The sequence below is a fragment of the Streptosporangium sp. NPDC002721 genome, from assembly GCF_042888905.1.
Lineage (GTDB): Bacteria > Actinomycetota > Actinomycetes > Streptosporangiales > Streptosporangiaceae > Streptosporangium.
Genome location: NZ_JBIAQI010000063.1, coordinates 1 through 20,229 on the forward strand (window position 1 = coordinate 1; position 20,229 = coordinate 20,229).

A 20,229-nucleotide genomic window follows, 5' to 3' on the forward strand; every position below is an offset into this window, starting at 1 on the left:
TTGCTCTTACGAAAACGGGTCCTGCTTGCATAACCGCGAACACTCACCGTCACCCATCACGAAAATCTTGCCAGATCCGAGAAGTGGCCGCGAAAGCCGAGCATGTGCGCCCACTGCCGGAGCCGGAGCGGCGCGAGGTTGGGATAAGCCTCGGTGTCGCCGAGGAGCCATGCCGTACGAATCAGCCGGGCGGCGTGCTCGGTGACGCCCTGCTGTTCGAGTCGGGCGAGGTCGGACCGTTTCACCCGCCGGTCGAGGGTGCCGGAGGTCTCGGCGGCCTTCGTGGCGTACTTGGCGACGTAGCCGGCCACCGCCGCCTCGGGGAGAGCGGACCCGTCCGGGCCGGTCGACTCGATGCGCCGCACGTCGACTGTTCCCCAGCGCAGCTCTTGCGAGTCTTCGCCGTCCAGGCCGGGGCCGTCGAGACGTACGGCCTTCGCCGCGGACTCGATGGTCTCGGAGAGCAGTTCGACAGTGGCCCAGGCCGGTGGTGCGTCGATCTCGCCTTCTGAAGCGCGACCGTCGAGGCGGACCACGGCGTGGAAGTGGACGATTCCGCGCGCCTGGTACTCGGCGACCTTGGCGAAGGACAGCCGGACCTGTCGGCTGAACTCGGCACGGGTCAGTCCGGCCGTCGTGCCCAGGTGCCGCCTGAGGTAGATCCCGAAGCGATGCCACAGCGCACCTGCGTGGGCGTTCCACAGGACATGGCCGGTGTAGTCGTAGGTGTCGGGGACGAGTGGCTGACCGATGCGCCGATCACCGGAGACATGCCGCTCGAAGCAGGACGGGCCGTTGCGGCGGGGGTGGCAGACATCGGCCTGACCGTGCTTGTCGGGACCACGGTGGACCGGGCCGAAGCTCGGGGCCGTGAGGGTGGCCAGGACACGCGGGTGCGTGCTCACGGTGGCCGGCACTCCCTTGTCCCCGCCGAGCAGACCCGCCCGGATTAAATGGAAGGTGTCGGCCCGGTAGGTCTCGGCGCAGGCCGGGCAGCGGGAGGCCCGCCGATTGCCGCAGCGGACGAGCAACTGCCCGTGAGGCTCGCCCTGGGTCGAGTAGCGGTGCAGGATCTCCCCGGTGATCGAGTCGAGCGTGGACACTTCGCCGGTCACGCGGATCGGGTCAGAGCAGCCGCGCAGCCGGTCGACCTGGCGAAGCCAGCGGTTCAGGTCCCGGCCGGAGTACTGAGCCAGGTCCCGGATGACCGGGCCGATGAGGTCGCCGATGTGAGCGGGTTGTTCAGTCATTCGTCCTCCTTTCCAGTGCCCTCGAAGCCAGGGCCGTTGTCGGTGGTCGTTCGGTCGCTGTCGCAGCGGGCGGGATGGACGCGGACGGAGTCGCAGTAGTCGCGATCCGCGCGGGGTCGGTGGCGCATACTGGTGGTTCCTTTGCGAGTGAGCGGAGGGAACGCCCCACGGAGCGGCGGGCTGCCAGGCTTGAGCCGCCCCGTGGTGGCGTCGTCGATCAGATATCGATGCCGGTGCCGTCGCAGTCGGAGCAAGTGACCGCGACCTGGTAGGGGCTGGTGTCGCCGTCGTCGTTGACCAAGCCGGTGCCGTTGCAGGTGCCGCATGCGTAGGTGTGGATCACGGCGGGTCTTCTCCTTCCTCGGGTTCCTCGGCGCGGGGACAGGGGCAGGGCGTGTCATCAGCGGGGTCGAGGCGGTCGCAGCCGGTCGAGTCGCCGTCGATCTCGCAGCCGTAGCGGGCGCAGCATCCGCAGAAGGGGCAGACGAGCCGGGTCATGGTGCGTCCCGTTCGGTGACGGCCCAAGCGGACCGGTCACCGCCGGCATGCCGCACGGCGGCCAAGACGTACGCGAGGTTGACGGTGTCCAGGCGGGTGATGGCCGGGCCGAGGTCGACCGGGTGGCCCGCGGCGATGCTGAGCGCGATGCGCAGGACGGCCGCCTCGGAGTTGGAGCAGGGAAGCAGGTTGTTACACAGCGCGGCGTGGAGGGTGTCCCAGGAGATGACCGCGAGCGGGATCCGGCTGTAGTCGGCCGGGGCGTACTCCACCGCCATGCGCAGGAAGTCGCTCCGGTGCAGCCAGGTGCCGTGGTGGACCAGCAGCTCCACGGCGGCCTCCATGGCGTAGGAGCCGCGTGCCCAGGCGCGAGCCGCCTCCACCAGGTGGGGAAGATCGGGTGAGGTCATGATGGGCCGAGTCCTTTCTGTCAGGTGGGATCGGTTGCGATCTGCCGCAGCAGATCGGCCGCGAGGTCGCCGGAGATGCCCATACGGGTTCGGAGTAGGTCCGCCGTGACGGGTCGGCCGTGCTTGGCGCTGTGTTCGTCGGCCAGCCGCCGGGCGAAGGTGAGTAGGGCAGGGGATGACGGGACGGGCTGGTCGCTCGGAGAGCTCTCGGCGACGTCAGGAGCGGGGACGGGAACCGGGTCGATCTCGGGGACGGGCGCCGGGGCCGGGTCGACGACCGGAGACGGTGGCCGGTGGGAGGCGCGACGTTCCAGCATGGAGACCGCCACGAGGAAGGCCACCGCGGGTGTCGCGGCGCAGATCCATCCCCAGACCGAGGTCTCGGCGCTGGCCAGGTTGGCGGCCAGGGTGAGCACGATCCCGCCGGCCAGCACGAGAGCGGGCCAGGAAATCGGCCCTCGCCGAGGGCGCCCGGTGCGCTTGTCGCGTTGGAGCTCACGAGCGGCCATGACGCACATCAGGTCGATGCACACCGCGACGGCCCAGGACTGCCAGCCGTGCTGGCCGTGTTCGGCCGCCAATTCGGAGATGTGGGTGAAGGAGCCCACCGCCGCTATGACGGCCAGGACCACGACCGGCGCGGAATCCAGCAGCGTGGAGCGGACGCGACCGGGCTTGTTGCTGGTCATCGCGAGTCACCTCCTTCCGGATTCGGGCATGGGGCGGGTAGGGACATGGCGTGATCAGGGCTCACACCAGGCCGGGGGGTGAGGTCAGGCGACGTGCAGGTCCCGCAGGGTGTCGCCGACGCGAGGAGCCATGACCGCGGCCCACGACGGGGTCAGGTGGGCGTGCCGCTGGGCGGCGTACTCGGCGGTGGCCTCGGAGACGTAGAAGGAACGAGCGCGGTACCACTGGCCGTCCTGACCGGCCACGATCGCGACGCCGGGCGTCTCGGCGGGGATCGCGCGGGCGGAGACCAGGGCGGCCGGGTCGAGGTCGCCGAGGGTCATGGTCGCGGTCTCAGGATCGTTGACGCGGTGGCAGACGCGGCCGGAGCACTGGGCACGCAGAGCGGTGACGCCGGGACCGAGGTCGGAGCCGATGCGCTGACCACAGCAGAACAGGTAGATGCCGAAGGCCCGCCCGAGCTGGGCGACCCGCAGCAGTGCCGTGGACGTGCGGGCGATCTCGTCTTTCTCGCTCTTATCGGCCATCAGGTACAGCTCGGCCAGCTCGTCGACCAGGACCACGACAGGGGCCGGCCTGTCGTGGTCGTCCAACTGCCAGACGTTGCGCGCCCCGGAATCCCGGCACGCCTCCATCCGGCCGGCCATCAGCGCAACCAGGTCGTCGAGCAGATCGGCGCACTCGGTGCGCGAGGTGGCCAGCGCCGACAGTCGGGGTGCGTACGGGGTGAACTCCACACCGCCCTTGAGGTCGAAGCCGACCAGGGCGACCGGTTGCGGGGCCAGGCCGACGATCAGCGCGTTGGCGAGGTTGGACTTGCCCGACTGCGTGGCCCCGGCGTTCAGCCAGTGCGGGACGGTACGGAAATCGATCTCCCAGGGGTGCCCAGTCTCCAGCCGTCCCACCGTGACCTTGAGCAGGTCAGGTGACGGCGGCAGGTCGTCGATGCGCACGAGGGGATCCCGGACGGTCACGGCGAGCACCACCCGCCCCGGCCGGGGCGAGGAGACGCGAACCGCGTGAACACCCCAGGAGTGCGCCAGCCGTTCCGCCGCCGCGCTGTAATCGCCGGGTACTTGACCCTCCAGGGTGTGAAGGGTGACGCGCCAGCCGTGCCGGGTCGGCAGCGGGAGCCACATCCACGGCTTGGTGTCCACCGTCACCCGCTGGAACCTGCGCCTGACCCGTACGGTGCCGGTCGAGGAGATCAGGCCGGGCACGGTGGTGAACCAAAATCGCTGCCGCTTCTTGGTGAGCCCGCAGCCGAGGGCGACCTTGCGCCAGGTGGCGCGGACGGTGATCGCGGCGAGCGGATAGCCGACCACGAACCAGAACGAGGGGCGGTGCCACCTGCGCCAGCACAGGAGCAGGGTGGCGACCACAGCCGCGGCCACGGTGAGCCAGAGCAGACGTTCGAACATAATGAGAACCGTCCTTTCGTGTAGGCGAGAGGAGGCCCCGGAGCGGGCGGTGCTGGCAGGCGAGCCCGCTCCAGGGGCACCACATCAGGCAGGTCAGGCGGCCCGGACGGCGGCCGGCCGGATCGTCTCGGCGCGGAAGCCGAGACCGGAGCGGCCGTTCATCGACCAGAAGAACGCGGCCAGGCCGACCGGGACGACCTGTACGCCTTCGGGGATCTGCGGGAACGTCTCGCTGGGGAACGTCACCACGATCACCGGGTTGCGCCGGTCGTCGTTCGGCTTGGGCAGGAGCGGGATGGTGTAGAGCTCCCGCCCCTCCGCGTCTCTCTTGACCTCGCCGGTGGCTCGGTCCACGATCTTGGGCTCGGGTTCGCCCGCGACAATGAACGCCAGGGCCGAGAGGTCGACGGGGATGTTGCGCATGTGGATCACTCCTTGAGTTGACTAACCTGCCTAGTCAGGTTGGCTGTGGCTCAATGTTGACCAGCATGGCTAGCCATGTCAACCCTTCGAGAAGAACTGGTCTAGGCGACCTAGGAGAACTAGACTGGTTTGCGTGATGAGCCTTGACCCTGACGACCCGCGCCCGCCCTACCAGCAGGTGGCGAACGCCCTGCGTGCGGCGATCCTGACGAAGAAGTTCGAGCCGGGGGAGAAGCTGCCCTCCGGAACCGAACTCGCCAAGCAGTACGGCGTAGCGCGCATGACCGTCCAGCAGGCCATCCGCCTGCTACGGGACGAGGGTCTGATCGTGTCGCGCCAGGGGAGCGGCGTGTTCGTCCGGGAGCGCACCGAACGGCCGGTAGAGCTCAGGCCGCACATCGAGCACGCCTTCGAGACGACCAACGTCGCCATCGACTTCGCCGGCTTCTCCGGAGAGACGCTTCAGGGCATGCTCCAGGAGCCGCTGGACAAGATCCGTCTCGGACGGCTCACGCCAGAGTCCATCAGCATCCGCATCCTGGTCCCGGACATGGACCAGCCGATGTCCCTGCCGTGCCGGGCCGACGACCTCAGCGACGACCCGGTGATCCGGGCACGCGCTCGCCGCATCCAGCAGCGCAGCACCCAGGCCATCGCGGACGCCGTCCACGAGCTGGCGGACCTCGGTCTGGTGAAGTCGGCGTCCGTCGAGGTGCGCGTCCATCAGACGACCCCGGCGTTCAAGTTCTACGTGATCAACCGGGAACAGGTGTTCTTCGGCTTCTACCCGGTGGTCAAGCACACGGTGCGGATCAAGGGCGAGCCGCACGAGCTGTACGACGTCATGGGCAAGGACGCGGTGCTGTTCCACTACCAGGTGACCGAGGACGCCTCGTCGATGCAGTCGCAGTACGTCGCCCAGGTCCGTACGTGGTTCGAGAGCATGTGGACCACGATCAGCCGGGAAATCGAGCTGTGACCGAGACGCTGACGGACATCTTCCGGCGGTCCCGCGCCGTCCTTCTCGACTTCGACGGCCCGGTATGCAGCATCTTCGCCGGCCTACCGGCACCCCTGGTCGCGGCCAGGCTCAAGCAGTTGCTCCAAGACGAGGGAGCGGAGCTTCCCCAGGACGTCGCGGAGCTGGACGACCCGCTCAAAGTGTTGCGCCGTACGGCGTTCTTCGCGCCGAGCCTGGTCGACAAGGTGGAGGCTGCGTTCATTGGCTACGAGATCGAGGCCGCAGGCTGCGCCGAGATCACGCCGGGCGTGCGGGAACTCCTTGATGCCTGCGCTGAGGTGGATCGGCCCGTAGTGATCGTGAGTAACAACTCCGGGCCTGCGATCGAGGCTTTCCTTGGTCTGGTCGAGTTGAAGGAGCAAATTGCCGGGGTCGTCGGCCGGCCGATCGGTAATCCGGCTGAGATGAAGCCACATCCCCGATTGGTGCTTCGAGCCTGTGAGATGGTCAACGTGTCGCCGGGTGAGACCGTCCTGATCGGAGACTCCGATTTCGACATGCAGGCTGCGGCCAACGCCGGAGCCCTGAGCATCGCTTACGCGAACGCGCCTGGAAAGGAAGCGAAGCTCATCGAGGCCGGAGCAGATGCAGTGACCAGCAGCATGCAGGAACTCGCCCAAGCGGTTAGAACGAATTGGTAGTTGGAGCCAGAACCGGCGTGGTTCAAACTTTCCCTACGTCATCAAGGCGCGTGCCGCCTGCGGCGCCCCGCGCGCGTCGGGCGGTCGCTGGCCGCGCTGCGGCTCTTCGGCCGGTCGCGGCCAGCACCGCCCACGCAGGAACGGGCATTGGTCAACCATGGCGAATGCAGCCAGGGTTGCAGACCGATGTGCGAGTCAGTCTGTTTGATCTTGACTCCGTAACGGCCCTGACCGGACAGAGAGCTCACATGCCGGAAGCGGCGTCTGTTTTTGCGACTCGGACGCAACCGGACAAATTTGGCGGACTTGGAAGCACGCCCTTGGCCGCTCTTGCTGCTCTTCATAGGAGTGCTCAACTGTACTGGCCGCTTGCGAGGCGTTGCCGGAGATGTGTAGCGCTGATCACGCCTTCAGCATGGATGACGCTCATCGTAGGTCGACGACCTTGCCTGATTTGATGGTGAGCTCCCAGGTGTGCTACCCGGACAGGACCGTACGCTTTCGAACGTCCAGAAGCGGCTCTCTACGGCCATGATCGTGAGAATGAGAGCGGCGAAGCCGATCCCAACTGGTATTGCTCTCGACCAACGTTCATTGTGGAAGGCGAGCCAGACAACGGAGGCGGCTCCAACCACCATGACGATCCACCAGACGTTGATGTACACGACCCTCGCCTTCCTTGGCATACCATGAGCGCAGCGATATTCGACTTCGTCCGTACCGATCGATGCGTTCCGGACGATGTCGGACACTGTAGAACGCAGGGAGGCAAGCATGCAAGCTGATCGGCCGACCCACTCGGAGGCATCGAGTGCGGAGGAGGTGGACCCTGCAGGCCTTGAAGTTGCGCAAGCGCTGCAGGAGTTGCGCGAAAGGATTGGCTCTCCGTCTCTTGGGGTCATAGGGCAGCGATCGGGGATCCCCAAAACGACCCTGTACGACTTGCTCGCGGGTAACCGATCTTCACGACCAAGATGGGGTGCCGTCAGGGATATCCTTTTGGCTCTGGTCAGCCTTGGTAACCAAGTAGGCATTCCATTGAACGAGGAGTCGGAGATGAAACGGCTCTACGCACTTTGGAACAAAGCTATGCAAGGTGTAGATCTTCGCGATAAAGAGAACGTTGCTGATTCTGTTCTTATATCCGAATTGAATGAACTGTATATCCGAGCTGGTCGGCCGTCGCTTCGCGTGGTTAGTGATCTATCTAAGCTGCCGAGATCTACCTTGCATGAAATTCTTTCCGGGCGTCGTTTGGCTATCCCAAAATGGGATGTCATCAAATCGATAGTCGTAGCTCTAAAAAGCGAAGAGCCCAGCGAAGGGGCCGTCAGAGACCTCGAAACAGACTTGACTCGCTTCTATTCCTTGTGGCAGCGTGAACAGGTTGTGGCGCATCGGAAGGATGCCCGGGTCGTCACGGCGGAACCGGCACTATTGGCACCAAACGTCATTCTTGGGGAGCGTGCTACAAAAGCACTTGCCGACATCAAGAGGTTGAATGGTCTTAGTGATATTGAGGCGATTAATAGAGCCGTGCTGATCGCTCAATTTATAGACAAGTCCCTGGCTGACGGGTTTGAAATTTTCATGCAGAAGCCTGGAGAAGAATCGCAGAGGATAGTCATTCCCTAGGATCAACTCTGATCATCGTGAAAGCAATCGCTTTACAGCTGGTTTTAAAATAAGCGGCGTGTCGGCTGGTGACAGCCGTGCCACCGGAAGAAGACCCACCTCTTCCCCTGCTGGAGGCGCGCCCATCCGTGGAGTGCGTGGCCGTCCCCTGTGCACACCCTGGCGCCTGTACGCCGACTGCGGCTACTCCAGCCACCGCCGCCACCTGCGCACGCGCGGCATCACGCCGGTCATCGCCCGCCGTGGAACCCTGTACGGCTTCGGACTGAGTGCCATCCGCTGGGTGGTCGAGCGGACCTTCGCCTGGCTACGCCACTTCAAACGGCTACATATCCGCTACGAACACCGCGCCGATCTCCATCAAGGCCTGCTCGATCTGACATGTAGCCTCATATGCTTGCGCCGTCTCCGAACCTCATTTTGAAACGATTAGTTAGGCCGTGACGATCGAGATTTCGGTTCTTGCTAGCCAGGACTGGGGCGATCAGCGCCGAAGCCCTCCTTCGTCAAGCCCCGACGCCGGGTGACCATAGCTGAGGTAACAGCAGCGCTGACAGCAGCGTCCCCACATTCAAACTCACTTCGGCTCCACTCATCACCCTCTGACCACAGGCTCCGCTACCTGACCAGGGTGATTGATCCGGCTGAAAAGCGGACGGTCATGCTGCCGCGGGGCTTCCGTTCCTCGGGCCTGGCGGCCCTGCGGTACGGGTCCCCTTGCCATCGGGTAACGGGGGCGGGCCGAGGGGTGACTCCCCTCCCCGCCAGCTTCTTCTGCGTCAGATATCGTCAGCTTTTGGGAAGTGCTTCCGCAATGCCTCCATAGCCCTCGCTGGATCCCGCTGGATTTCTTGCAACAACTCTTCAATGGCCCCATCCGCCCGCTTGGCTCTGCGGAGGCGTAAGCGGATCTTCATCCGATGGAGGCGCAGGCAGGGGCGGAGGCGGCCCAAGACGGAAATGCGAGAAAGCATCTAATCTCCGATGAGCTAAAGAAATCCTTGATTCCTGGAAGACGACGAGGGTGAGAGTGGAACGGGTCACCGCTCGTCGGTGTATGGGCGGGCCCTCGCCTGGCTTGGGAAGGAGGGCAAGAGTCCGGGGTCCGGCGGTGCGGTGGAGTCGCTGCCTGCCGGACGCAATAGGTGGTCCCGCCCCATGCCGTCCCACCCTTCGGAACGGCTCCCCCCTCCAGGTTGGAGCGGGACCACGGTCCCCACGGGCGAGTGCCTGCGCGCACCCGCTCGCGGGGGTCTGGCCCGGCTGCCGCCGCTATGACGGGCACCGGCAGCCGGGGGATTACAGGGGCTCGCCGATCTCCTGGCGGACGCTCATGGGCGCCTCACCTCGGGGTGCGTGCCGCTTGGTTGGGCTGGTCTCGCAGGCAGCTCGGTCGAGCTTCGGATCTAGGAGCCAGTCCAGGTAGACGATCCCGTCCAGCCCGGACCTCCGCTCAAGGTCGTGGCCGCAGTGGTCGCAGACCGCGTGAGGCGTGCCGAAATCTAAGCTCATGCCGGTGCTCCCCGGAGGATTTCCTGCCGGGCGAGCTCGGTCGCCAGTTCTCGCGCTGTGTTGGCTTCCACGGTGCGCAGAAACGGAGACTCAGGAGCGGCCTGTTCCTCGGTCAGCTCTTGGTGGTGGGTGCCTCTCCAGTAGCCGGCGGGACTGTGCCAGAAGCTCCAGGACGGAAAGGCTTCGGTGAGAATCTTCAGCCACTCGGCGTCGTCGATTGGCAGACTCGGGTCTGGCAGCACGAGGGTCATACGGGTGCCACCTGTCGGACGTACAGCTCGGCCCATGACATGTGGGTGTCTCGGGTACCGCGAGATCCGTACCGGTCAGCGAGTGCGGACACCAGCCGCCATACATCCGAGGGTGTGGGCGTACCTGGCTTCTGGGTGTTCGGGTCGCGGACTTCGAAGCGGATGCAATTCGGCGCGACGGTCGTGATGAGGCGGATGGTGCTGCCCTGTTCGGTTCGGGTGAGGGAGTCGGAGACCATCGCGTGCACCACCTGTGCGGCGTCGTCGGTGCGGTCGGGCTGGTGTTGCTTGGCGATGGTGCGAGCGTGCTGCACGGCTGCGTCGACGCTGCCGGGCAACGGCGCGTAGTCCTGTGAGTAGGTCGACATGGGTCACCACCAGGGGAAGAGTGATCCGGCTATCCGGCTCACTAGTCGGATGTCCAGCTTGCAAGCCGGATATCCGGATGTCAACCTGGTGAAGTGGATCAGCCCAGGTACCTTCAGCTCGTCGCCCTCATCCGGCGGCAAATCGTCACCGGCGAACTTCCCGCGGGAACCCGCTTGCCCGCGCGCCAGGACCTGGCCGCCGAGCACGGTGTAGCCGAGGGCGTCATCCGCGAGGCGATCCGCCAGTTGGCCCAGGAAGGGCATGTCATCTCACGCCCCGGCGCGGGCACCTTCGTGAGGGAGCGCCAACCGGTACGGAGGATTCCTCGTTCCTGGTATCGAGAGCGGAAGACCGGCTCACCGTTCGCCGCGAGCATGCTTGAGCAGGCGAGGGCCGGAAGCTGGGAGTTCGAGTCCGCCACGGTGCGCGCGTCGCCCGAAGTGCGTGCCCGGCTCGCTCTCGACGAGCCCGAAGACGATCGCGATGACGTCATGCACACCCGGTACGTCTTCCGAGCTGACGGTCAGGTCTGGATGCTGTCGGATTCCTACGAGCCTTTGCAGTTGACCAGAGGCACGATCGTGGCGATGCCGGAGGACGGGCCGCTGGCCGGCCACGGGGTGACGCATCGGATGGCCGAGATCGGCGTGATCGTCGATGACTGGGTCGAAGATGTCGGCGCACGCGCCGCTCTTCCAGGAGAGGCCAAGCGCCTCGGTATCTCGCCGGGGTCCATCGTGCTGACGATTCAGCGTGCCTATCTCGCCGATGGCCGGCCGGTCGAGGTCGCCGACATCGTGGTCCCGGCGGAGACCTCGCAACTCGGGTACTCCGGCCCGGTAGGCGAACGCACCAGCGGATGACCGGTCACGAGGGGTGTGCCGTCACTCTGTTCCAGGGCGGGAGCTTCATGGCACACCGGGGGAGTCGACCCGCAGAGAACCGAGTGACCAACTGGGTGACAACGGCCACGGACAGGGCCGGACGACCACGGACGGCGAGAGACTGTCTCCGCAGCTCAAGTAGCGCATAGGCCAAGGTCTCAGGCCGGATGACTTGGCTTCGCATCGAAGGGGTCAGGGGTTCGAATCCCCTCATCTCCACCAAGGTCAAGGGCCGTTCCCGGTAGTCGGGAGCGGCCCTTTCGATCTTCTGGGTGACTTATGCCTCACGGAGTGGTTGTGGCCTGCCAGCCGTCTTACTCAGCGTGGTGGCGAGCCGCCAGGTCATCGAACAGGTTTCCTGCCTTCCGCGAGTTGCGTCCCGGACGTGGTGCAGGGGTTTTCAGCTGCGTGGCGTGGCGTCGTTCCGTTCGGATCCGTGGACCCGCACACGACGCCATCTCCCGGTCGGCCCCGTTCCTGATCGAGTGTCGGTGGGTCGACGTAGCCTGGCCCGCGTCGGGACGGGACGGGACGGGACGGGACGGCGGATGCGGTTCGGGTCTGGGTGGGTGGACGAGCGTGGTGCGACGGAGCTGCTGGCCGCGGCTCGGGCCGGAGACGATGCCGCTTTCGGATGCCTGGTGGGGCCGCTGCGGGACGAGTTGCGCGCGTACTGCTACCGGATGCTGGGTTCGGTCCACGACGCGGAGGACGCGGTGCAGGAGACGATGGATCGGGCGTGGCGCAACCTGGAGCGGTTCGAGGATCGCGGGTCGATCCGGCCGTGGCTGTACAAGATCGCGACGAACCGGTCGCTGACGCTCATCGAACGGCGGGGACGGCGTGAACTGCCTGCGGATCTGAGTCCGGCGGGAGCGCCGCAAGCCGAGGCGACCTGGCTGGAACCGTACCCCGACCGTTTGATGGGGTGGACGGCGGAGCAGGTCCCGGAAGACCGGGCGGTCGCGCGGGAGAGCGTGGAGCTGGCGTTCGTCGCCGCCCTGCAGCATCTGTCCGGCCCGCAACGGGCGGTCCTGGTATTGCGTGATGTCCTGGGCTACACCGCCCGGGAGACCGCCGACACGTTGGAGAGCACGGTCGCGGCGGTCAACAGCGCCCTGCAACGGGCCCGTAAGGTCATGGCGGCTCTGCTCCCGGAGACCACCCAGCGGCGGACGCTGGACGTGTTGGGCGAAGCGAAGCGGCGGGAACTGGCCCGGAAGTACGCGGCGGCCTGGAAGGCCGCGGACGTCGATGCCATCGTGGCGATGTTGACGGAGGACGCCAGATACTCGATGCCGCCGTTGGCGACCTGGTACGCGGGTCACATCGACGTCCGCGGGTTCTTGACCGAGGCGGTGCCGAAGCGACGCTGGCGCTTCCTGCCCGCCCGGGCGAACGGGCAACTGGCCTTCGGTACCTACATGTGGGACGAGCGTCGAGCCGTCTACGTCGCGGCGGGCCTGGACCTGCTCGCTTTGCGCGGCACTCGGATCGCCGAGGTGGTCTCGTTCCTGGACGCGGATCTCCCGACGTTCGGCCTGCCATCGGAACTGGAGGAGAAGCGGTACGGCGATTTGCGATGAATTTCCAGACGCGTGCGGGTTGTAGTCCTGACGGGAGTACCGATCCGAAGGGACCAGGGGTTCATGCCCACCGACGAAGAACAGATCCGTGACCTGATCGAGCGCTGGACCGAGGCGGTTCACCGCGGTGACATGGACGGGGTGGTCGCCGACCACGCCGACGACATCGTGATGTTTGACGTGCCACCCCCCTACGAGGGGGTGCGCGGCATCGAGTCCTACCGCCGGACGTGGCCGGCCTTCTTCCGCTGGCAGGCACAGGGCGCCGTCTTCGAGATCGAGACGCTGGACGTCGTCGCGGGCGGCGACGTCGCCTTCGCTCACGCCCTGCTGCGATGCGGCACCCCGGAGCAGTTCGCCGGGAACCCGGAGAACCGGCTACGGCTGACGTTTGGGTTGCGCAGGCAGGGGGGCCGGTGGGTGATCGCCCACGAGCACCACTCGTTCCCGATCGCCGAGCCGACAGAGGCCGCCGACGCCGATCGAGACGGCGGCGCCGAACAGGAAGTGCGCCGGCTGCACCGAAGGTGGTTCGAAGCCACCGCCGCGAGGGACCTGGACGGCATGATGGCCGCCGTCGCCGACGACGTCGTGTCCTACGAGCACGAGGAGCCCCTCCGGTATCTCGGGGCCGAGGCCGTGCGGGAGGTCTGCCGACGCAACCTCGGTGCGCCCGGCGTCGCCGTCAGATGGGACATCCCTGACCTGAAGGTGATGGCCCGGGAGGATCTGGCGGTCGCCTGGGGGCTCAACCACGTCCGGATCAAGCAGGCCGACGGCCGGTTTCTCAGCAGCTGGTCACGGGGGACCCGCGTGTTCGAGCGGCGGGACGGCGCCTGGGTGATGATCCATCAGCACCTCTCCGTCCCATACGACCCGGGCGCCGGTGAGGCGGAGACCGACTCGCGTCTGTGAGACCTCGTCATGTCGATGCGTTCACCTTCCACAGGGAAGGGGCCACGGACTTTGGCTGAGCGGCCAGGGCCAGGATGGACTCATGATCAGTGAAGGCCGGCCGGAGTCAGTGAAAAGTCAGCGAACCCGCTGATACCAGGGCTCGGCCGAGATCATCAGACGGCACTGACGTGGCACCTGACGGCATCGGACGTCATCCGATGAGCCGGTCCGGCACGTCCTACCAGTGTTCGCATCGAAGGGGTCAGGGGTTCGAATCCCCTCATCTCCACCAGGAGGGGCCGTTCTCGAAACGGCTGGACTGAGGTTGACGGGATCCCGTCTGATCATCGCGATCAGGCGGGATCTTGTCGTTTCAGGGGTTTCCGAATCGGGTTTGCCCTGGTTTGGGACCTGCGGAGCCGGTGCCTGGAGAGGCCGTCCTGGTATCGGGAAAAATTGCCCCATGCGCCTGACCCGCAACCCCCTCGCCCTGCTCTTCGCCGGGGCCATCGGACTCGCCTCGCTCCTGACGCTCTTTGAAGCGAGCACTCCCGGCCTGTCCTGCTGGGCACTGGCATTGGCGCTGTACTGGTCGGCGCTCGCCATCACCTGGGCATGGATGTTCGGTCCGGGTCGGCGGGCGCGGGCGCCCTGGATGCTCGTCCCGCTCACACTCGTGCTGGGCACCGTGCTGCTGGTCACGGTCGACGCGCCCCTTCACGCGCGCTTCGCCCTGTCGGAGCCGAGCCTGGAGAGCCACGCCCGGTCGGTGCGCGACGACTATGTAAGCGGTCGGTGGTGGGGCCTGTACTGGGTGGAGGACGTGGAGAAGATCCCCGGGGGAGCGAGGTTCATGGTCACCTCGCTCACGATGAATTGGAAGAGCTACGGCTTCGCCTACAGCCCGGATCGGGCACCGGCCCCAGAAGAGGGAGGGTATGAACACTTCAAGGGTCCTTGGTACATCTGGACCGACGGACCCTGAAGCCCATGATGCATGACCTCCCGGTGCCACGCCGATGTGTGCCGCGCGCAGAGTGCTGTCAGTACCTGAAGGCGCCGAACAGTTGGAAAACGATCAGTTTCGTTACGGGAAGAGATCATTACCATGACCGACTCGGTGCAGGTCACCCCTACTCGTGAACACCCCACCAGGAGCTGTTCTTGAGTTAGCTCGGGAACAGGTGACGAGATCCCGTCCGATCGCTTGATCGGGCGGGATTTCCTCGTTTCCGAGGCTCTGTGGCCGCTGGGTGAGCTGATCTTGGCTCGTGCGGTGGCCCTGGCGGAGGGCGCCGGTGGTTGTGGATCGCTGTGAGCGCGTGTGGGACCGGCCGGTGGGCGTGCGAAACCCAGCGGTCGTCGTGATGTGGTGCGGCTGGTGGCGGGGCGGATCACTCGCGTGGTGGTGGTCTGCTGTCTGCCTTGGGCGGGGCGGGGTCGTGCTCGTCAGGCGTGGGCGTGTCCTGAGGTGCGGGCTGCTCGGTGCGGTCGTGGGTTTGCCGCCGGCTGAGCAGGATGTGCTGGTTGGCCAGGCAGACCATGAGCGCCGTCAGCAGCGTTTGGGCCACGCGGCCGTGCGCGAGCCGGTTCATCGGGTTGCCGATATCGATGTGGTGGCCCTTGATCCTGCCGTTGACGCCTTCGGTGTCGGCTCGGATGCTCTTGTAGGCGTCCTGCCAGGTGGGGGTGAGGTAGCGCCGGTCCTGGCGGAGCTTGTCCTTGGTGCCGAGGTCGTCGGGGCGCAGCGTGATGGTCGACTTCTGGCAGATGCGTGGCAGCTCGGCCAGGGGAAGCAGTCGTTTTCTCTCGTTGTCGGGCAGCTGGATCGTGGGTTTGGCGACCGGGTGGGCGGCGCGCTGACGAGCGTTGGTCAGATCCATTGCCGCGGGAGAGGCGGGCGGGGTAGGGCGGGGTAGGGCGGGTGCGGTTGAGGCGCGGGCAGGTCACCGAGGGGAAAGGACCCGCGGCCGGACATTGAGGAAACCCCATCCTGTTTTCACCGGTAGAACGGGCTGGTGTGGTGGCGGTCAGGCGTGAACGCCGTGGCGGCGGGACGAGATCATGAAGGTAGATCGTCTGTCAGCGGGCGACACTCAGCCGAACTGCCAGCCGAGCAGGTTCCAGTGCAGGCAGAACCAGACGAGGGCCAGCATTCCGGCCAGCAGGGTCACCTGGTGGCCGCGGGCCAGGATGCCGATGGGCCGATGTCTCCAGCTGATCACGGTGGTCGCGATCGCGGCGATGGTGAGGGCGAGGAACAGCGGGGGAAGAAGCAGCAGGACCCGCAGGGTCGTCGGCACGCCGTACAGGATGCTCGTGTCGCCGGTCAGGGTCAGCGCGAACATGACGACGAACACCAGCCCGACGGCGCCGGCCAGGCCGGCGAGGAGGCGGCCGGCGCGCCAGGCGCGAGGCGTTTGAGCGGGGCGTCTCCGCAGTCGCCGGAGCGCGGCGGCCGACGGCAGGCCGAGTACGGCCGTCAGGGCGGTGACGGCGAACACCAGGACGACGATGAGGTTGGCCGGAGGGGTGTCCCACCAGGGGATGAGTTCGTAGGCGGGCCCGTCGGTGGCCGCGTACGTGACGCCGGCGCCGTTCGTGACGAACGCCAGCCGCTGGGAACCGCCGTCCTGCTGATAGAGCCCTGGCGCCAGCGGGCTCCACGTCATGCCCTTGAAGGCGAGTTTCCCGCTGTCCTCGACCCGCAGCCGGGAGGAGCCGGTGAGGGTGAGCACCTTCTCGATGGTCGACTCGACGGTGCGGGCCGGCTTGTAGAAGCCCGCCACGGGCGTGGCCGCCTTGCCGGGAGGGGCGGAGGGCGCGGCGCGGTCGCCGGGGAGGAAACGGTCGAAGAAGGCGGGTATGAGCTCGGTGACGGTATCGATACCGCCCATGCCGTTGGTGGAGACGAACAGGCCGATATCGGCGTTGGGCACCAGCAGCAGCGCGCTCTGGAAGCCTTCCCAGCTGCCGTCGTGCATGATCACGCGATGCCCGTTGACGGTCTGCTCCTTGAACCCGTGGGCGTACCCGTCGATGCGGGGGTCGGCGGCGAAGGACCGCTGGTGCATGAGACGGGCGGTGGGCTCGTCGAGGATGGGCCCGTTCTCCAGATGGGCGATCATGAAGCGGGCCATGTCGTTCGCGGTGGCGCTGATCGATCCGTCGGGCGGGAGGTTGTCGAAGACGAAGGGCTTGCGCTGGTACATCCCGTCTTCGTGGTCATAGCTGCGTGCCTGGCCCGCGGCCAAGCGGGCGGGGACCGGCTCGGAGGCCGTACTGTGCCGCATGCCGAGCGGATCCAGGATGTGGGCCTGTACGTACTGGTCGTAGGGCTGCCCGCTCACCTGCGACACGATGTATCCGGCCAGCGCCGCGCCATAGTTCGAGTAGGCCGACACCTCTCCGGGCGGGCGTATCCGCGCCGGCATGTGCTCGGCGAGATACGTGCCCAGAGGCGGCACGTCGGCCTTGCGTCGCGCGCCCACGCCGATGGCGCTGTCCTCGAACCCGGCGGTGTGGTTCATCAGCTGCGCCAGCGTGATCGGCTGGGGGTACGTCGCGGGGACGCGGAATGTGGTGAGGTAGCGGTTCACGTCCGCGTGCAGGTCGAGCCTGCCCCGCTGCACCTGTTGCAGCACCGCGGTCCAGGTGAACAGTTTGGTGATCGAGGCGATCCGCACCAACGAGGTGCCGGAGTCGAACGGTGTCCCGTTCTCTCGGTCGGCCAGGCCGTACCCCTTGCTGAAGAGGGTTTTCCCGGCGCCCACCACGGAGACCACCGCGCCCGGCACGTGGTTGGCCGCCAGTCCTCTCGGTATGGCGGCGTCGAAGAAGTCCGCCAGTTGACGGGTGTCCGGAATGCGTGCCGAGGCCGCCGCCGCGGCAGGCGGCCAGACGGCCACCAGCGACAGCGCGGCGATGAGCAGCAGGCGGGGAAGGGCGACTGGCCACACGGCGTGACTCCTGACGTTGTCGGGAGTCATCAACGGTGCCGCCGGCGAGGGCGCGGCCGCATCGCCATCACGACCATGGTCGCATCACACTAAAGTCGGAGATTTTCGGACGGACGGCATCGACGTTCGCAGGAGGTGACGCGCCGCCGCCCTGGCTACGCTGGGCCGATGGTGACGTACCGGAACGCGCTGCGGCGGGTCGTCACGCTCGGCCCGCACGCGATCAACGCGGTCTCCGTGGCGTTCTGCCTGTTCCTGGCCATTCTGGCGGTCAAGGTGCCGTGGGCGCCGCTGCCGCGCGTGGTCATCGCGGGCGCCGGGCTGGTCGCCGCGGGTGCCGTGTGGTTCCGCGATCGGTGGCCGACCGCGGTCACCGCCATCGGGGCGGGTGCGTACGCGCTGTCGGGCAACCCCGGGCCGCTGCTGATCGGCCTGTTCTCCGGCGCGGGGGCGCGGCTGGGCCCGCGGTTCGCGGCGCTGGCGGCGATCGGCGTGGCGGGATTCCTGGCGCAGCAGTGGGTCGAGGACGGCAGCTTCGGCACGGACGCGCTGCTCTCCGCGATGGCCGCCACCGCCGCCGTTCTGGTGGCCGGCGGGTACACCGCCACCCGCCGCGAGCTCACCAGGTCACTGCGGGAGCGCGCGGAGCGCGCCGAGACCGAACGGCACCTGCGCGACGAACAGGCGAAGGCCGCCGAACGCGGCCGAATCGCACGGGAGATGCACGACGTGCTCGCGCACAAGGTCACCCTCATCTCGCTGCACGCCGGCGGGCTGGAGGTCAACTCCGGCGCGGAACCGGCACGGATCGAGCGGGAGGCGGCGCTGATCCGGGTCACCGCGCAGGAGGCCCTCGAAGAGCTGCGGAAGATCGTGGGCGTATTGCGGGCCGGACATGACGACACGTTTCCCGACCTGCGGCGACTGGTGGAGTCCTGGACGTCGGCCGGCAACGCCGTCACGCTGCACGGCGACCTCGGCACGTTGCCGGCGGCGACCGCCCGGGCCGCCTATCGGCTCGTACAGGAGGGGCTGACCAACGCGCACAAGCACGCCCCCGGAGCACCCGTCACCGTCTCCGTGACCGGGAGCCCGGAGGACGGCGTCACGATCACGGTCACCAACGAGCGATCGCTCCGGCCGGCCGCGCGCCCTTCCGGCGCCCGGGCCGGTCTCGTGGGCCTGGCAGAACGTTTCCGGCTGATCGGCGGAACGGTACGCGGCGCGTCCGGCGATGCGGGAGGCTGGCGTCTCGAGGGCCGGTTGCCGTGGGACGCATCCACGAGGGACACACATGATCAGGACGCTGCTGGTGGATGACGAATCGCTGATCCGCGCCGGACTGCGGTTCATCCTCGAATCCGCGCCCGACGTGGAGGTCGTGGGGGAGGCCGCGGACGGGGACGAGGCGATCGACGCCGTGCACCGCCTGGGGCCGGACGTCATCCTGATGGACATCAGGATGCCGCGGACCGACGGCCTCGCCGCCACCGAGGCCATCCGCCGGCTCGCCCGTGCGCCCGCGGTCGTGATCCTCACCACGTTCGACAGCGACGAGCACGTCTTCACCGCCCTGGAGGCCGGGGCCTGCGGATTCCTCCTCAAGGACACCTCGCCGCACGATCTGATCCGTGCCGTACGCCTCGCGCACAGCGGTGACGCGATGCTGTCCCCGCGGGTGACCCGGCGGCTGATCCACCGGGTCACAACCGACGTGCCCATCCGGCGTCGCCGTGACGCGCTCGCCCGGCTGGAAACCCTTACCGGCCGCGAGCGGGAGGTGCTCACCGAGGTGGGGCTCGGCCGCTCCAACACCGAGATCGCGGCCAGCCTGCACATGAGCGAGGCAACCGTCAAAAGCCACATGTCTCACCTGTTCGACAAACTCGTCGTCACCAACCGGGTACAGGTGGCCATCGCCGCCTACCGCGCGGGCCTGGTGGACTGAGCATTTCCGTAGGTGCCGGCAGCCCGGCGCGTCATGGGTGACGCCATGGCGCAGGTGGACCAGCGTGGCCAGGAGCCGGTCAACGAAGACCCGCTTGTGTCGGGCGTCCGCGCCGGACGGGGTCTGGCCTGCGGCTCGGCCTGCTGTTGGGCCTCCCACAGCGGCCCGATCTCGGCCACCAACTCCGCCAGCACATCTACCGGCAATCCGGTGATCGGCATGACAGAGGTGACTTCGGGGGCCGCCGCGGTACCAAGCGTCTGGCTGCCGCCGGTGTCGCGAAAGAACTGAACATCACTGTCGAAGAGGTTCCAGCGAGGGCAGGACTGCCTCCGGTGCGATGATGCCCCGCTCTTCGGGACGCCCCGGTCCAGCGGCGAACCCCATCCTCCCTTGCCCGATCTGCTGCAGGCCGGAACCGATCAGCCATCCGACGCGGCGGTCGCGCCGGACCCGGCCGCGGTCCGCCTCGCCGCCGTCACCGAAGGGTTCTCGGTGCAGGTCTACCGGGACTTCGCCGACGTGGACGGGATGTCCGCTCCCGATACCGGGATTTCGGCAGTCTCGGTTGAGGTCAACTTCGTGCGGGGATTCCGGGAAACGATCATCTCCATTTCGGGAAGCGATCTGTAAGCGCCCGCTCCATCCCAAGCCAGACCTACTCGTGAACACCCCACCAGTTCAGAGGCCACTTCCGAGAGATCGGAAGTGGCCTTCTGCATTGCCGGGTGACTAACTAAGACCATGACTCATTTGGTGAGTCGGCGGTAGCAAATGAGGGCTGCGGCGATGGCGACGAAGGATGCGAAGTGGTCGGCCCGGCGCTCGTAGCGC

23 protein-coding genes and 2 pseudogenes are annotated in these 20,229 nt (G+C 67.0%); 12 read left to right on the plus strand and 13 right to left on the minus strand.

Features of this window, described 5'->3' with window-relative positions; all coding sequences use genetic code 11:
• Positions 1-56: 56 nt before the first annotated feature.
• The 7 genes from ACFYWM_RS43675 to ACFYWM_RS43705 all read right to left on the minus strand — a co-directional run bounded on the left by ACFYWM_RS43675 (position 57) and on the right by ACFYWM_RS43705 (position 4,692).
• Entirely contained in the window at positions 57-1,250 is a 1,194-nt protein-coding gene (locus ACFYWM_RS43675; protein WP_389927497.1) for a replication initiator, read from the minus strand.
• Positions 1,251-1,467: 217 nt separating this feature from the next.
• Entirely contained in the window at positions 1,468-1,593 is a 126-nt protein-coding gene (locus ACFYWM_RS43680; protein ID WP_389927500.1) for a hypothetical protein, read from the minus strand.
• Complete coding sequence (locus ACFYWM_RS43685) at positions 1,590-1,748, minus strand: hypothetical protein (RefSeq protein WP_389927502.1); 159 nt, start codon at positions 1,746-1,748, stop codon at positions 1,590-1,592. Before ACFYWM_RS43685 ends, ACFYWM_RS43680 begins: the two co-directional genes overlap by 4 nt.
• Complete coding sequence (locus tag ACFYWM_RS43690; RefSeq protein WP_389927505.1) at positions 1,745-2,158, minus strand: hypothetical protein; 414 nt, start codon at positions 2,156-2,158, stop codon at positions 1,745-1,747. Before ACFYWM_RS43690 ends, ACFYWM_RS43685 begins: the two co-directional genes overlap by 4 nt.
• 20 nt (positions 2,159-2,178) lie before the next feature.
• Positions 2,179-2,847: a DUF2637 domain-containing protein gene (locus tag ACFYWM_RS43695; protein ID WP_389927507.1), complete on the minus strand. Its 669-nt coding sequence runs from the start codon at positions 2,845-2,847 to the stop codon at positions 2,179-2,181.
• A gap of 84 nt (positions 2,848-2,931) precedes the next feature.
• Entirely contained in the window at positions 2,932-4,269 is a 1,338-nt protein-coding gene (locus ACFYWM_RS43700) for an FtsK/SpoIIIE domain-containing protein (protein ID WP_389927509.1), read from the minus strand.
• A gap of 93 nt (positions 4,270-4,362) precedes the next feature.
• A complete protein-coding gene (locus tag ACFYWM_RS43705; RefSeq protein ID WP_344899307.1) occupies positions 4,363-4,692 on the minus strand; it encodes a hypothetical protein in 330 nt (109 codons plus the stop codon).
• A gap of 136 nt (positions 4,693-4,828) precedes the next feature.
• On the opposite strand from ACFYWM_RS43705, the gene ACFYWM_RS43710 reads away from it, so the two are divergent.
• The 4 genes and pseudogenes from ACFYWM_RS43710 to ACFYWM_RS43725 form a co-directional block, all read left to right on the plus strand.
• A complete protein-coding gene (locus ACFYWM_RS43710; protein WP_389927512.1) occupies positions 4,829-5,671 on the plus strand; it encodes a GntR family transcriptional regulator in 843 nt (280 codons plus the stop codon).
• Positions 5,668-6,354 carry an HAD family hydrolase gene (locus ACFYWM_RS43715; RefSeq protein WP_389927515.1) on the plus strand — a complete coding sequence of 229 codons (687 nt, stop codon included), beginning with the start codon at positions 5,668-5,670 and terminating at the stop codon, positions 6,352-6,354. Before ACFYWM_RS43710 ends, ACFYWM_RS43715 begins: the two co-directional genes overlap by 4 nt.
• Positions 6,355-7,128: 774 nt before the next feature.
• Positions 7,129-7,989: a hypothetical protein gene (locus ACFYWM_RS43720; protein WP_389927517.1), complete on the plus strand. Its 861-nt coding sequence runs from the start codon at positions 7,129-7,131 to the stop codon at positions 7,987-7,989.
• 121 nt (positions 7,990-8,110) lie between these two features.
• Positions 8,111-8,413 (plus strand): annotated as a pseudogene (locus ACFYWM_RS43725) (transposase); the annotation flags it as partial.
• An 875-nt stretch (positions 8,414-9,288) separates the two neighbouring features.
• On the opposite strand, the gene ACFYWM_RS43730 reads toward ACFYWM_RS43725, so the two are convergent.
• The 3 genes from ACFYWM_RS43730 to ACFYWM_RS43740 are packed head-to-tail and all read right to left on the minus strand — an operon-like array spanning position 9,289 to position 10,120.
• Positions 9,289-9,501, minus strand: a complete 213-nt coding sequence (locus tag ACFYWM_RS43730) for a hypothetical protein (protein ID WP_389927520.1) — start codon at positions 9,499-9,501, stop codon at positions 9,289-9,291.
• Positions 9,498-9,752 (minus strand): hypothetical protein, encoded by a 255-nt coding sequence (locus ACFYWM_RS43735; RefSeq protein ID WP_344899299.1) that lies wholly within the window; start codon positions 9,750-9,752, stop codon positions 9,498-9,500. The genes ACFYWM_RS43730 and ACFYWM_RS43735 overlap by 4 nt, the downstream gene beginning before the upstream one ends.
• Positions 9,749-10,120, minus strand: coding sequence for a hypothetical protein (locus tag ACFYWM_RS43740; RefSeq protein WP_389927523.1), 372 nt, complete (start codon positions 10,118-10,120; stop codon positions 9,749-9,751). The genes ACFYWM_RS43735 and ACFYWM_RS43740 overlap by 4 nt, the downstream gene beginning before the upstream one ends.
• A gap of 93 nt (positions 10,121-10,213) precedes the next feature.
• On the opposite strand from ACFYWM_RS43740, the gene ACFYWM_RS43745 reads away from it, so the two are divergent.
• The 4 genes from ACFYWM_RS43745 (at position 10,214) to ACFYWM_RS43760 (ending at position 14,473) form a co-directional block, all read left to right on the plus strand.
• Positions 10,214-10,984: a GntR family transcriptional regulator gene (locus ACFYWM_RS43745; protein WP_389927525.1), complete on the plus strand. Its 771-nt coding sequence runs from the start codon at positions 10,214-10,216 to the stop codon at positions 10,982-10,984.
• Between the two features lie 590 nt (positions 10,985-11,574).
• Positions 11,575-12,591, plus strand: coding sequence for a sigma-70 family RNA polymerase sigma factor (locus ACFYWM_RS43750; RefSeq protein ID WP_389927528.1), 1,017 nt, complete (start codon positions 11,575-11,577; stop codon positions 12,589-12,591).
• Between the two features lie 63 nt (positions 12,592-12,654).
• On the plus strand, positions 12,655-13,506 hold the full coding sequence (locus tag ACFYWM_RS43755) for an SgcJ/EcaC family oxidoreductase (protein ID WP_389927531.1): 852 nt from the start codon (positions 12,655-12,657) through the stop codon (positions 13,504-13,506).
• 445 nt (positions 13,507-13,951) lie between these two features.
• A complete protein-coding gene (locus ACFYWM_RS43760; protein ID WP_389927534.1) occupies positions 13,952-14,473 on the plus strand; it encodes a hypothetical protein in 522 nt (173 codons plus the stop codon).
• Positions 14,474-14,882: 409 nt separating this feature from the next.
• Here the strand turns inward: ACFYWM_RS43760 and ACFYWM_RS43765 are convergent, their stop codons facing one another.
• Positions 14,883-15,371 carry a hypothetical protein gene (locus ACFYWM_RS43765; protein WP_389927537.1) on the minus strand — a complete coding sequence of 163 codons (489 nt, stop codon included), beginning with the start codon at positions 15,369-15,371 and terminating at the stop codon, positions 14,883-14,885.
• A gap of 213 nt (positions 15,372-15,584) precedes the next feature.
• Positions 15,585-17,447 carry a serine hydrolase domain-containing protein gene (locus ACFYWM_RS43770; protein WP_389927540.1) on the minus strand — a complete coding sequence of 621 codons (1,863 nt, stop codon included), beginning with the start codon at positions 17,445-17,447 and terminating at the stop codon, positions 15,585-15,587.
• Positions 17,448-17,615: 168 nt separating this feature from the next.
• Here ACFYWM_RS43770 and ACFYWM_RS43775 point away from each other — a divergent pair, with 168 nt between their 5' ends.
• The 4 genes from ACFYWM_RS43775 (at position 17,616) to ACFYWM_RS43790 (ending at position 20,028) form a co-directional block, all read left to right on the plus strand.
• Positions 17,616-18,767, plus strand: coding sequence for a sensor histidine kinase (locus ACFYWM_RS43775; protein ID WP_389927543.1), 1,152 nt, complete (start codon positions 17,616-17,618; stop codon positions 18,765-18,767).
• The gene (locus ACFYWM_RS43780; RefSeq protein ID WP_389927546.1) at positions 18,742-19,395 is read left to right on the plus strand and encodes a response regulator; all 654 of its coding nucleotides are present in this window, start codon (positions 18,742-18,744) and stop codon (positions 19,393-19,395) included. Before ACFYWM_RS43775 ends, ACFYWM_RS43780 begins: the two co-directional genes overlap by 26 nt.
• Before the next feature lie 45 nt (positions 19,396-19,440).
• Positions 19,441-19,686, plus strand: a complete 246-nt coding sequence (locus ACFYWM_RS43785; protein WP_389927548.1) for a hypothetical protein — start codon at positions 19,441-19,443, stop codon at positions 19,684-19,686.
• A gap of 102 nt (positions 19,687-19,788) precedes the next feature.
• Positions 19,789-20,028, plus strand: coding sequence for a hypothetical protein (locus ACFYWM_RS43790; protein ID WP_389927551.1), 240 nt, complete (start codon positions 19,789-19,791; stop codon positions 20,026-20,028).
• Positions 20,029-20,144: 116 nt separating this feature from the next.
• Here ACFYWM_RS43790 and ACFYWM_RS43795 read toward each other — a convergent pair.
• Positions 20,145-20,229, minus strand: a pseudogene (locus ACFYWM_RS43795) (IS5/IS1182 family transposase); the annotation flags it as partial.

Excerpts from the sequence above, each read along its gene's own strand:
- ACFYWM_RS43675 (WP_389927497.1), bottom strand. The coding sequence starts at position 1,250 with ATGACTGAACAACCCGCTCACATCGGCGACCTCATCGGCCCGGTCATC.
- ACFYWM_RS43685 (WP_389927502.1), bottom strand. The coding sequence starts at position 1,748 with ATGACCCGGCTCGTCTGCCCCTTCTGCGGATGCTGCGCCCGCTACGGC.
- ACFYWM_RS43690 (WP_389927505.1), bottom strand. The coding sequence starts at position 2,158 with ATGACCTCACCCGATCTTCCCCACCTGGTGGAGGCGGCTCGCGCCTGG.
- ACFYWM_RS43695 (WP_389927507.1), bottom strand. The coding sequence starts at position 2,847 with ATGACCAGCAACAAGCCCGGTCGCGTCCGCTCCACGCTGCTGGATTCC.
- ACFYWM_RS43700 (WP_389927509.1), bottom strand. The coding sequence starts at position 4,269 with ATGTTCGAACGTCTGCTCTGGCTCACCGTGGCCGCGGCTGTGGTCGCC.
- ACFYWM_RS43705 (WP_344899307.1), bottom strand. The coding sequence starts at position 4,692 with ATGCGCAACATCCCCGTCGACCTCTCGGCCCTGGCGTTCATTGTCGCG.
- ACFYWM_RS43710 (WP_389927512.1), top strand. The coding sequence starts at position 4,829 with ATGAGCCTTGACCCTGACGACCCGCGCCCGCCCTACCAGCAGGTGGCG.
- ACFYWM_RS43720 (WP_389927517.1), top strand. The coding sequence starts at position 7,129 with ATGCAAGCTGATCGGCCGACCCACTCGGAGGCATCGAGTGCGGAGGAG.
- ACFYWM_RS43730 (WP_389927520.1), bottom strand. The coding sequence starts at position 9,501 with ATGAGCTTAGATTTCGGCACGCCTCACGCGGTCTGCGACCACTGCGGC.
- ACFYWM_RS43735 (WP_344899299.1), bottom strand. The coding sequence starts at position 9,752 with ATGACCCTCGTGCTGCCAGACCCGAGTCTGCCAATCGACGACGCCGAG.
- ACFYWM_RS43740 (WP_389927523.1), bottom strand. The coding sequence starts at position 10,120 with ATGTCGACCTACTCACAGGACTACGCGCCGTTGCCCGGCAGCGTCGAC.
- ACFYWM_RS43755 (WP_389927531.1), top strand. The coding sequence starts at position 12,655 with ATGCCCACCGACGAAGAACAGATCCGTGACCTGATCGAGCGCTGGACC.
- ACFYWM_RS43760 (WP_389927534.1), top strand. The coding sequence starts at position 13,952 with ATGCGCCTGACCCGCAACCCCCTCGCCCTGCTCTTCGCCGGGGCCATC.
- ACFYWM_RS43765 (WP_389927537.1), bottom strand. The coding sequence starts at position 15,371 with ATGGATCTGACCAACGCTCGTCAGCGCGCCGCCCACCCGGTCGCCAAA.
- ACFYWM_RS43775 (WP_389927543.1), top strand. The coding sequence starts at position 17,616 with ATGGTGACGTACCGGAACGCGCTGCGGCGGGTCGTCACGCTCGGCCCG.
- ACFYWM_RS43780 (WP_389927546.1), top strand. The coding sequence starts at position 18,742 with ATGATCAGGACGCTGCTGGTGGATGACGAATCGCTGATCCGCGCCGGA.
- ACFYWM_RS43785 (WP_389927548.1), top strand. The coding sequence starts at position 19,441 with ATGGCGCAGGTGGACCAGCGTGGCCAGGAGCCGGTCAACGAAGACCCG.